The sequence below is a fragment of the Westiellopsis prolifica IICB1 genome (assembly GCF_004323185.1).
Taxonomy (GTDB): Bacteria; Cyanobacteriota; Cyanobacteriia; order Cyanobacteriales; family Nostocaceae; genus Pelatocladus; species Pelatocladus prolificus_A.
Genome location: NZ_NAPS01000001.1, coordinates 2,077,199 through 2,088,593 on the forward strand (window position 1 = coordinate 2,077,199; position 11,395 = coordinate 2,088,593).

8 protein-coding genes are annotated in these 11,395 nt (G+C 42.2%); 4 read left to right on the forward strand and 4 right to left on the reverse strand.

What is annotated here, in order from left to right; translation table 11 throughout:
• Positions 1–60: 60 nt before the first annotated feature.
• The gene (locus B4U84_RS08835; protein WP_131117047.1) at positions 61–291 is read left to right on the forward strand and encodes a DUF433 domain-containing protein; all 231 of its coding nucleotides are present in this window, start codon (positions 61–63) and stop codon (positions 289–291) included.
• Between the two features lie 516 nt (positions 292–807).
• Here the strand turns inward: B4U84_RS08835 and B4U84_RS08845 are convergent.
• The 4 genes from B4U84_RS08845 to malQ form a co-directional block, all read right to left on the reverse strand.
• Entirely contained in the window at positions 808–951 is a 144-nt protein-coding gene (locus B4U84_RS08845) for a hypothetical protein (RefSeq protein ID WP_017313729.1), read from the reverse strand.
• Positions 945–1,334 (reverse strand): type II toxin-antitoxin system VapC family toxin, encoded by a 390-nt coding sequence (locus tag B4U84_RS08850; protein WP_017313728.1) that lies wholly within the window; start codon positions 1,332–1,334, stop codon positions 945–947. Before B4U84_RS08850 ends, B4U84_RS08845 begins: the two co-directional genes overlap by 7 nt.
• On the reverse strand, positions 1,324–1,533 hold the full coding sequence (locus tag B4U84_RS08855) for a hypothetical protein (RefSeq protein WP_026082204.1): 210 nt from the start codon (positions 1,531–1,533) through the stop codon (positions 1,324–1,326). Before B4U84_RS08855 ends, B4U84_RS08850 begins: the two co-directional genes overlap by 11 nt.
• Before the next feature lie 544 nt (positions 1,534–2,077).
• Entirely contained in the window at positions 2,078–3,598 is a 1,521-nt protein-coding gene (malQ, locus tag B4U84_RS08860; RefSeq protein WP_131117050.1) for a 4-alpha-glucanotransferase, read from the reverse strand.
• Positions 3,599–3,708: 110 nt separating this feature from the next.
• Here malQ and treS point away from each other — a divergent pair, with 110 nt between their 5' ends.
• From treS to B4U84_RS08875, 3 genes are all read left to right on the forward strand, one after another.
• A complete protein-coding gene (gene treS / locus B4U84_RS08865) occupies positions 3,709–7,083 on the forward strand; it encodes a maltose alpha-D-glucosyltransferase (RefSeq protein ID WP_131117053.1) in 3,375 nt (1,124 codons plus the stop codon).
• Positions 7,084–7,343: 260 nt separating this feature from the next.
• Positions 7,344–9,065 carry an AAA-like domain-containing protein gene (locus tag B4U84_RS08870; RefSeq protein ID WP_131117056.1) on the forward strand — a complete coding sequence of 574 codons (1,722 nt, stop codon included), beginning with the start codon at positions 7,344–7,346 and terminating at the stop codon, positions 9,063–9,065.
• A 120-nt stretch (positions 9,066–9,185) separates the two neighbouring features.
• On the forward strand, positions 9,186–11,395 hold a 2,210-nt coding region (locus B4U84_RS08875), incomplete at its 3' end, for an AAA-like domain-containing protein (RefSeq protein ID WP_242677577.1).

The window sequence follows — 11,395 nt, forward strand, 5'->3', positions numbered from 1 at the left end:
TGCACTGTAGTGTTGAGCTGCTTTAGACTTGGAGAGGTATTACGTAGTCTATAAGCAACTATGAGTTATCACGATATTATTACGATTGAGCCAGACAAGCGAGGGGGTAAGCCTTGTATTCGGCGGATGCGAATTACTGTATATGATGTTCTGGGTTGGTTAGCAGTAAGTATGTCTCATGCTGAAATTTTAGAAGATTTTCCTGAGTTGACACAAGAGGATATTAGAGCCTGTCTAGAATTTGCTGCCGATCGCGAACATCGTTTAGTTGCTTCGGTAGGTGCTGCTTAAAAGTTACACTGCCAATGTATCGAGTCGCATTACGATTGTATCGGGTTGCATTGCGATTGTATCGGGTCACATTACGATTGTATCGGGTGACATTGCGATTGTATCGGGTTGCATTGCGATTGCATCGAGTCGCATTACGAATGTATCGGGTTGCATTACGAATGTATCGGGTTGCATTGCGATTGCATTGGGTCGCATTGGGTCTATTTATAATGTTGGCTAAAGTAAATTAGCTTCTCTGACTTGCGTAGTAGTCTAGGATTTCCTACTGTTCTACCTTCAGAATCAGTGTAGAAAAACTCAAGACCTACATCAATTCCTACGCTTATTCCATTATGTTGATTATGTTGATGAAGTTCAGTACGTTCTACGTCAACACATAATAGTTACATTGCGATTGTATCGGGTTACATTGCGAATGCATAGATTTATGGCAATCCTATATGAGTTGTGAAAATTGAGAGAGTCAGATCCCCGACTTTTTCAAAAAGTCGGGGATCTTGCGGTTCACGAATGTTATGTTTTTAAGCGTTCATGTATTCGCTGTTGAAGACGATTGATAACTTCAGAACTTAACTCGGTTTCTGGTTCAACTTTTTCTCGTTCAGCCAAAACTGATTCAATTTCGCTAAGGTCTAGTGTGTCGGACTTGGCTACCAATGTTCCAAAATCAGTCCATCTACATAATCAAAGTCAGTATCATCAGTCACCAGGACCCAACCATGTTCTAAGCACTGAGCAGCGATCCATATATCATTCATCGGGATTGGTCGGCCGTTGCGCTTCAGGGCTAGCCGGGTTCGAGCATAGACAGCGGCTGTTTCTCTCCCTAATGGCACAACAATACAAGCTTCCATAAACTCCAAGTAACGAGGCAAGTTTTGTAACGGGCGTGTAGAGTTTTCTGCACCAAATAGCAACTCTCCGACAACAACTATTGGCAAGATTATTTCTGGTAGTACCAGCACTCTTTCGGCGATTACCGCGTCTCCATTCAAGAAACGAACTGCAACAGAAGTATCCAGTGCAATCTCACCACTCATTCACATCCACCTGCCGACACTCTGTTTTAATTGCTCGTTGTAGTTCTTCTGCCTCTGAATCGCTTAAAATTCCTGAAAACTTTGCGAGAGGATGACTTTTGCGTATAGCCTTAACTCGATGTAAAAAATCTAGCACTGTTTGTACTAGATCATCGGGAGCTTGTTCGAGTTCTTGAATCAATTGTTCACGATTTGTCATAGGTTCAAGATCCCCCAGAAAAGTTTGCTTGATAAAGCTAGTATATCCAAATATTGAATTCACTTTTGGCTTGTATCCTAACGGGGCTAGGACTTTTGCAAGAGACTCCATGAACTACGTTCACAAGGAACAATGAAGCAGAAGGACTTGTGGAGCTAGCAGAATTTTTGTCTCTTTTGCGTTTGCGCTCTCAGCGTGCTACTGAGAAATAATCAATGTCTGCTATTCCAGTTTCTTTACTTCTTCCGTGATTTGTGCGTAAGTCCTAAAAATAAAAAAACTCCCCAAATATCAAATCGAGGAGGAAAGATTTTCGGTGCGTTAGGACGTTCCGTCCATAACGCACCCTACTGGCGTGTCTAGACTAAAATAGTGCATTAATAAACCGCAGAGGAAGCAGCGAAAAGTTTGAGCGGAGGTTTCCTCCGTTCGCGCAGCGTCCCGGAGGGAACTTCAAAGCTTTTCAAGAGAGAGAACACAGAGATAGAATCAGAGATTTATTGCATCATTTTAGCCTTGACAGTCCACTACTAGTTTTTATAATTCAACGACTGTAGAGTTGTGTCATCTCTAACAATCTTTGACTCAACTCTGATGTGAGTAAATCAGAACTGGTATAACGCCAACGCCAATTACCTGCATTCACACTTGGGTCGTTCATTCTGCCACTATTATCTAAACCCAAAAGATCTTGGAGGGGAAGAATTGCTAAATCAGCGACAGATGCTAATGATGTGCGAATGAATTCCCAATTGATTTCTAAAATTTCTTCTGGCGAATCATAACCCAGATATTTAGCAACCATTTGCTTTTCTTCGGGTTTGGCTCCATCTTGCCACCAACCTAGTGTAGTTTCGTTATCGTGGGTTCCTGGGTAAACTACGCTATTTTGAATGTAATGATGAGGTAGGTAAGCATTATCAGAACCACCACCGAAGGCAAATTGTAAGATTCGCATTCCGGGAAAATCAAAGCGATCGCGTAAGTCTTCTACTTCTGGTGTTATAATTCCTAAATCTTCTGCCATCACGGGCAAGCTACCCAAAGTTGTTCCCAGAGTTTCAAAAAATTCAACTCCTGGTGCTTTCACCCATTCGCCATTGATAGCTGTTTCTTCTCCTGCGGGTACACGCCAGTAAGCTTCAAAACCCCGGAAGTGATCAATCCTAACAATATCTACATATTGTAATGTGGCGCGGAAACGTTCTATCCACCAAGCAAAGTTGGTGCGCTGCAATTTCTCCCAATCGTAAACTGGATTTCCCCACAGTTGTCCAGTTGCGCTAAAATAGTCTGGTGGTACGCCCGCAATATAAGCAGGTTCTAAGGTTTGTGAGTCGAGTTGAAAAATCTCAGGATTTGCCCACACATCAGAACTGTTGTGACAAACATAAATAGAAATATCCCCAACAATTTGGATGTTTTTGCCGTTGGCGTAGGCACGTATTTGTAACCACTGCTGAAAAAATTTAAATTGTAAGAATTTATGGTATTGTATTTCGTTGTTGAGATCTTCAGTCGCGGCTTGCAAGGCATTGGGTTCACGGCGAGCGATCGCACTTTCCCACTGACTCCACGCTTTGCCTTCGTTGGCTTCTAGTAGCGCCATAAACAAGACGTAATCGTCGAGCCAAGCCGATTGCATCTGACAAAATTGTTCATACTCAGGGTTTGATTTTTCCGTCAGAGAATGCTGGAAGCGTTCAAAAGCAAGACGGAGAATTTTAATTTTGTGAGGAATTACTGCATCGAAGTTAACTCGATTGGGGTTATCTGCTGCACCTTTTGGTAGCGGCGTCAATTCCTCTTGGGATAGTAAATTCTCTTGTGTCAACTGCTCTAGACTGATCAGCAGTGGGTTTCCTGCAAAAGCACTAAAATTCATTGTATAGGGTGAATGTTCATAACCCGTGGGTCCCAATGGCAAAATTTGCCACAGCTTTTGACCGCTTCTGTGCAAAAAATCCACAAACTCGTAAGCTGAATGACCTAAATCACCTATGCCAAATTGACTAGGTAGACAAGTAGGATGTAACAAAATTCCGCTTGCTCTTGGAAAACTCATCACAAAATCCTCATAAATTCGGTATCAGGTAATACGAAAAGGTCAGAAAATTCAAAAAAAGCTGCGAGTCTCCTTGTACAATAACTTATTGCCAATAGGTTGTATAAATTATGCAAAATCCGATTTTGAAGGACGATCCGCTTTGGTTTAAAGATGCTGTAATCTATGAGGTACCTGTACGTGCCTTTGCCGATAGCGATAGCGATGGCATTGGCGATTTTCGTGGGTTAACACAGAAGTTAGATTACTTGCAAGATTTGGGAGTCACCGCAGTTTGGGTACTGCCTTTTTTCCCTTCGCCATTACGCGATGATGGCTATGACATTTCAGATTACACTAGCGTTAACCCGATCTACGGTAATCTAGAAGACTTTAAGGCTTTTTTAACAGCTGCCCATGAACGCGGGATTCGGGTCATTATTGAGTTAATCATTAATCACACCTCCGATCAACACCCTTGGTTTCAACGAGCGCGGCGATCGCCTGTGGACAGTTCAGCCAGAAATTTTTACGTTTGGAGTGACACCCCGGAAAAGTACCAAGACACGCGGATCATCTTCAAGGATTTTGAAACCTCTAACTGGACATGGGATCCTGTAGCAAAGGCATACTATTGGCATCGCTTTTATTCTCACCAACCAGATTTAAACTTTGAACACCCAGAACTACAGCAGGCGCTATTTAATGTTGTTGATTTTTGGTTAGATATGGGCGTGGATGGACTGCGTTTAGATGCAGTACCTTATCTTTATGAACGGGAGGGAACCAACTGCGAGAACCTACCAGAAACCCACGAGTTCTTAAAGAAATTGCGCCGCCATGTAGACGATAATTTCCCTAACCGGATGTTACTGGCAGAAGCAAACCAATGGCCTGAAGATGCGGTAGAGTATTACGGGCAAGGGGATGAGTGCCAAATGGATTTTCACTTCCCCCTGATGCCACGTCTGTATATGGCGTTACATATGGAAGATAGCTTCCCCATAATTGACATTTTGCAACAGACGCCGCCAATTCCCGATAACTGCCAATGGGCGCTATTTTTACGTAACCACGATGAACTGACTTTGGAAATGGTCAGTGATGAAGACCGTGATTACATGTATAAAGTTTACGCCCAAGATCCCCAAGCCCGGATCAACTTGGGTATTCGTCGCCGTCTGGGGCCGTTGATGGGGAATAATCGTCGCCGAATTGAGTTGATGAATGCTTTGTTAATGTCTTTGCCAGGAACACCCGTGTTGTATTACGGTGATGAGATTGGCATGGGGGATAATATTTATTTGGGCGATCGCAATGGTGTACGTACTCCGATGCAGTGGAGTCCTGACAGAAACGGCGGTTTTAGTAGCGCCAATCCCCAAAGGCTTTATGCTCCCTTGATTGTAGACCCAGAGTATCACTACGAAGCAGTCAACGTTGAAGCACAACGGGCAAACCCAAACTCCCTGTGGTGGTGGACTAAACGACTAATTGCCACTAGAGGACGCTATCAGGCTTTTGGTCGCGGGACATTTGAATTTTTGTATCCAGAAAATCACAAAGTATTAGCCTTTACCCGCAACTACAACGATGAACACATTCTCGTTGTGGCTAATCTCTCACGGTTTGTACAAACTGTGGAATTAGATTTGTCTGCCTTTAATGGTATGGTGCCGGTAGAAATTTTTGGTCGCAATGCTTTTCCGGTAATTAGCGACTCTCCTTATTTCCTCAGCTTGGGACCCCATGCATTCTACTGGTTTACATTGCAATTGCAACCCAGCTTTACTTGTCCAATTCGCACTCCCAACCAAATACCCAAACTCATAGTCAGTGGCAAATGGCAAAATATTTTTGCTAGAGGTGAGGCGAGGACAGCACTTGAAAGTATACTACCAGATTACTTGTGTAGTTGTTCTTGGTTCGATGGCAAAACACGCATCATCCAAGCTACCCACATTACAGAAGTAATTCCTGTAAATCACGAAAACATTGAGGCATATATTATTCTATTGCGGGTGGACTACATAGAAAGCGATCCACAAACTTACGTTCTCACCCTTGCCTACGAAACAGATGGGATTGGTAACGATCGCTTCACCACTCACACTGAACAAATAGTAGCTCAAATTTACGTCCAGGGTAAACAAGAAACTGGAGTTTTATTTGATGCTTTCAAACAACAAGACTTTTTGAGTATTCCCTTAGATGCGATCGCTCATCATTATACCTATGAAGGTATGCAGGGTAAATTAGTGGCAACAACCACAGAAGATTTTCCCGAAATTCTCAGTCAGATCAGCGATCAAACTACTCATGCTTCCCTTGAGCCACATTTACTTAAAGGAGAGCATAATAACACAAGCATTATTTATGGCGATCGGCTGCTGTGCAAAATCTTCCGTAAAGTTGAAACGGGTATCAACCCCGATTTAGAGATTGGTTTGTTTCTCAGTAAAACTTCAGCCAGTCAAGGTATACCCCACTCAGAACACCTAGTCCCAATCGTCGGTGCATTAGAATACCATTCCAAAGGCTCTGCACCAATGACATTGGGACTTTTGCGAAAATACATCCCAGAGATTCGCGACGCTTGGTCTCATGCTTTAGACAGTCTACGTGACTTTTTTGAGCAAGTTTTGCCAAAATACGTAGATATAACTGATATTGAGCTACCCTCCTCCTTATTGCAAGCAGCCTTAGAGGTTCCCATCCCGGAAATGGCTCAAGAATTCATGGGCAATTATCTAGTAGTAGCAGAGTTGCTCGGACAACGTACTGCCGAAATGCACATAGCACTCGCATCTGACACTGAAAATGGAGACTTTGCACCAGAGCCATTTTCTTCGTTTTACCAGCGCTCAATCTACCAATATATACGGAATCAGGCAGGACAGGCATTGTTGCGATTGAACAAACATGTAATGCAACTGCCTAACGATGTGCAACCTTTGGCAAAATTGGTACTCAACCAACGTGAGTTGATTTTAGGACACTTTCAGGAGATTTTGAATCAAAAAATCACCGCTATGCGGATTCGTACTCATGGCAGCTATTGCTTAGAGGAAGTATTGTACACGGGTAAAGATTTTATCATCATTGATTTTGAAGGCAACGCAAGTCGGGCCTTGAGTGAACGCCGCATGAAGCGATCGCCTCTACGCGATGTTGCCTCAATGATACAATCCTTCTACTATGCAGCTCGTGTTGGTCTGCGTAACGAAAAAGAAAGCGGTATATTGCGTCCCGATGAACTACCATTAGCAGAAAACTGGCAACGGTTCTTCTTCTGTTGGTCTAGCGTAGCCTTTTTAAAATCCTACCTGGCAACAGCAGACCATGCAGCCTTTATACCCAAGCATCCCAGAGAGTTAAAAGTCCTCCTAGACGCTTTCTTGTTAGAAAAAGTCATCCTAGAGTTAGACTACGAACTCCAAAACCGTCCAACTTGGATTGAGATTCCTTTGCAACGAATTTTGGAATTGTTGCAAAACTCAAAGTAATTCGTTGGTGTTGATCAACTTCTTTGTTGTGTTCACTATTGGTGATTAATGGTTAGTAGTTAGTGGTTCACAACCAACTACTAACTATTTACTAAGCGGTAAAATAAATTTTAAAGCTCAAAGCTTAAACTCATTAAAATTGTTTAAAAACTTGACCAGTCGATTAAAAACGACCTTAACTTTCAGTCCAAATTTTAATTTAGGGGTAGCTGCAAGATATAAGATAATCAATATTTTTTATTTATAAAACTTAATTTACAGTGAAAAAAATATTAATCATATCAGCAAACCCCAAGAATACATCAAAGCTGCGCTTGGATGAAGAGGTGCGGGAAATCGAAGCCGGATTGCAACGATCTAAAGGACGTGAGCAATTTGAAATTATCTGCAAATGGGCCGTGCGTACTGACGATTTGCGTCGGGCTTTATTAGATTATGAACCACAAATAGTGCATTTTTCTGGACATGGAGCTGGCGCTCAAGGCTTGGCGTTGGAAAATAATTCAGGGGAAATGCAATTAGTAAGTACAGAATCTCTAGCTAGGCTATTCAAATTTTTTCAAGATAAAGTTGAGTGCGTATTATTTAACGCCTGCTACTCCGAAGCCCAAGCCCAAGCAATTCACCAACATATTAATTATGTGATTGGTATGAATCAGAAAATAGGGGATAGAGCTGCAATTGAATTTGCGGTTGGGTTTTATGATGCTTTGGGCGCAGGTAGAACTTATGAGGAAGCATACGAATTAGGTTGTGCTTCTATTGATCTAGAAGGTATTCCAGAGTCTTCAACCCCAATTTTAAAAAGCCCTGGTAATATTCACAAAGCTGGAAATTCTAATGCATCCAATATTTTACCAGCACAAGGACGAGGTGAAGTAGAAAATGAGGGCGATCGCAATACAATTAATTTGTCAAAAAAACTAGAACAATTAACACCTACCCCCACAACCTCAGCTTTTCCCCTCGAACAACCAGAAGGACAAGTACCTTTAGATTCAGCTTTTTATGTCGAACGTCCACCAATTGAAACCGATTGTTACGAAGCAATTGTGAGAACTGGTGCTTTAATTCGTGTGAAAGCACCCAGACAAATGGGTAAAAGTTCATTGATGAGGCGAATTTTGCACCACGCTGAAAAACAAGGTTATCAAACTGTGTGCATCAACTTCCAAGATGCAGATGCTGAATTTTTAGCTAGTTCGGAGAAATTTTTACAGTGGTTTTCTGCGAGCATCACCTACGGGTTGAATTTAGCAGATCAGTTAGCTGATTATTGGAAAGGCATTTTAGGAAGTAAAAATAAATGTACTAATTACTTCCAACGGTATTTATTAAACGAGATTGACACCCCCATAGCCTTGGGTTTAGATGAAGTTGATGAAGTTTTCAAACATCCCGAAATTGCTCAAGAGTTTTTTGGGTTACTGCGTTCTTGGCACGAAAAAGCGAAAAACGAGCCTATCTGGCAAAAACTGCGGCTGGTAATAGTACATTCCAAAGAAGTGTACATTCCTCTCAACATCAACCAATCACCTTTTAATGTCGGCTTACCAATTGAACTACCAGAATTTACACAAGCTCAAGTCCAAGACTTAATCCAAAAACACGGGCTTAATTGGAGTAATTCAGAAGTTGATCAGCTAATGCGCCTGTTTGGTGGTCATCCTTACTTAGTGCGAGTAGCATTGTATCAAATTGCCCGTCGGCGCATGACCTTAGAGAAACTCCAGCAAATCGCACCCACAGAAGAAGGTCCCTACAGTGATCATCTGCGTCGCCACTTGTTGAATATCGAAAATGACCCCAAATTATTAACAGCAATTATACAAGTAATGGCAGCAAATTCACCAGTAGACGTAGGAACAACCGAAGCATTTCAACTGCGTAGCATGGGCTTAGTCAAACTCCAAAGAAATGATGTCATGCCCTTGTGTGATTTATATCGTAAATATTTTTGCGATCGCTTAAATATTCAGTAATTTGTAGTCAGCACTTTTATGCTTATAGGATTCGCTAGCCTAAATTCATTTGTAGGAGCAATCCAAAATCTATAGACGCGACAGCGGCTTCTCAAAGAGTAATCCAAAATCCAAAATCGAATGACCCAATACCACTATCAAGTCGGGGGTAGTCTTCCCCAAGATGCTCCAACCTACGTTACCCGTCAAGCTGACAAAGATTTGTATGAAAGTTTGAAAGCAGGTGATTTTTGTTACGTTCTTAACTCGCGGCAAATGGGTAAATCTAGCTTGCGTGTACAGGTGATGCAACGCTTGCAGTTAGAAGGGATAGCCTGTGCTGTGATTGATATTACCTCGATTGGCACGGCAGATATTACACCGGAGCAGTGGTACGCTGGGGTCATTGATACTTTAATTGGTAGTTTCAATCTTTACACCACTTTTGATTTAGAAACCTGGTGGACAGAAAACAATTTAATCTCACCAGTCCAGAAGTTAAGCAAGTTTTTTGAGACGATCTTACTAGAAGCAACTACTACAAATATAGTTATTTTTATCGATGAAATTGACAGTGTTCTGAGTCTGCCATTTCATACCGATGATTTTTTTGCCGTTATTCGAGATTGTTATAACCGTCGGGCAGATAAACCAATTTATCATCGGTTGACCTTTGCAATTTTGGGCGTGTCTACACCTTCAGACTTGATTCAAGATAAACGTCGCACACCGTTTAATATTGGTACAGCAATTGATTTAACTGGATTTGAACCACAGGAAACCCAACCACTGGCGCGGGGATTCGAGGATTTTTGTGATCCGCAAGCGATGATGTCAGCAGTACTGTATTGGACTGGGGGACAACCGTTTTTAACTCAAAAAGTTTGTAAATTGGTGGTGCAAGCAGTCAAAAGCTTATCACAACACAAAGATCAAGAAACCGACAAATGTAAAGAACCGCGTCCTCATACGGCGATGTCTTCTTTATCAGCAGTACCAAATCCCTCTAACTTTGTCAGTTGCGTAGTGCGTCAGCGCATCATCGAAAACTGGGAAGCACAAGACGAACCCGAACACCTGAGAACAATCCGCGACAGAATCATGCGAAGTGGTGAACAGCGTACCGGGAAATTGTTGGGATTATGTCAGCAAATTGTCCAATCTTCTGATGGGATTCCCGCCGATGATAGCCCAGAACAAACAGAACTGCGTCTGACAGGATTAGTAGTTAAGCGTGACGGGAAGTTACGAATTTACAATCGCATTTATGCAGAGGTATTTCAACAAGAATGGTGCAATAAGCTACTAGCAAAATTGCGTCCCTATGCAAATACACTGGATGCGTGGGTAGAGTCTAACCGCGACGATGAATCGCGTTTGTTGCGGGGACAGGCTTTAGGTGATGCTCAAACCTGGGCAGCAGGTAAAAGTTTGAGTGATATAGATTACCAGTTTTTAGCTGCTAGTCAGGAATTAGAACAGCGAGATGTACAGAAGCGACTGGAAGCGGAAGCTGAGGCAAAAAAGATTTTAGAAGTAGCGAATCGCAAAGCAAAGCGACAAATTCAAATTGGTTCTGTGGTGTTGGGGGTGACTTTGGTAGGGGCGGTAATTATAGGAATATTTGCTCTACAGAAAGTGCGACAAGCAGAACTTTTATTATTAAATGCGGCAATTACGACTTTGAGCCTGAATGCAGATACTTTCAAAAACTCAGAGTTTCAGGATATCAGGATTTTGGTACAAAGCTTGAAAGCTGGCAAACAACTCCAACAACAAAATCAAAATATAAAACCAGATCAGCGGATCAAAGCAGTAGCTGATTTACAAGAGCTAGTTTACGGCATCAAAGAGCGAAATCGGCTCCAAGGGCATAGCGATGTGGTACGGAGTGTTGCCTTTAGCCCAGATGGTAAAACTATTGCTTCTGCAAATGTTGACGGCACAGTCAAATTGTGGAACTTGCAAGGAAAACTACTTGAGACTTTCAATGGGCATAGCGATGCGGTAACTAGTGTCGCCTTTAGCCCAGATGGCAAGACTATTGCTTCTGCAAGTAGGGACAGAACAGTCAAATTATGGGACTTGCAAGGTAAAGAACTTTGCACTTTCAAAGGGCATAGCTATATGGTAAATAGTGTCACCTTTAACCCCGATGGCAAGACTATCGCTTCTGCAAATGTTGACGGCACAGTCAAATTGTGGAACCTGCAAGGAAAACTACTTGCCACTTTCAAAGGGCATAGTGGTGGGATAACTAGTGTCGCCTTTAGCCCAGATGGCAAGACTATTGCTTCTGCAAGTGAAAAAAAAACAGTCAAATTGTGGAACTTGCAAGGTAAACTACTTGC

Bases quoted from the DNA above. Each gene is read 5' to 3' on its own strand.
- B4U84_RS08850 (WP_017313728.1), bottom strand. From the start codon at position 1,334: ATGAGTGGTGAGATTGCACTGGATACTTCTGTTGCAGTTCGTTTCTTG.
- B4U84_RS08835 (WP_131117047.1), top strand. From the start codon at position 61: ATGAGTTATCACGATATTATTACGATTGAGCCAGACAAGCGAGGGGGT.
- treS (WP_131117053.1), top strand. From the start codon at position 3,709: ATGCAAAATCCGATTTTGAAGGACGATCCGCTTTGGTTTAAAGATGCT.
- B4U84_RS08855 (WP_026082204.1), bottom strand. From the start codon at position 1,533: ATGACAAATCGTGAACAATTGATTCAAGAACTCGAACAAGCTCCCGAT.
- malQ (WP_131117050.1), bottom strand. From the start codon at position 3,598: ATGAGTTTTCCAAGAGCAAGCGGAATTTTGTTACATCCTACTTGTCTA.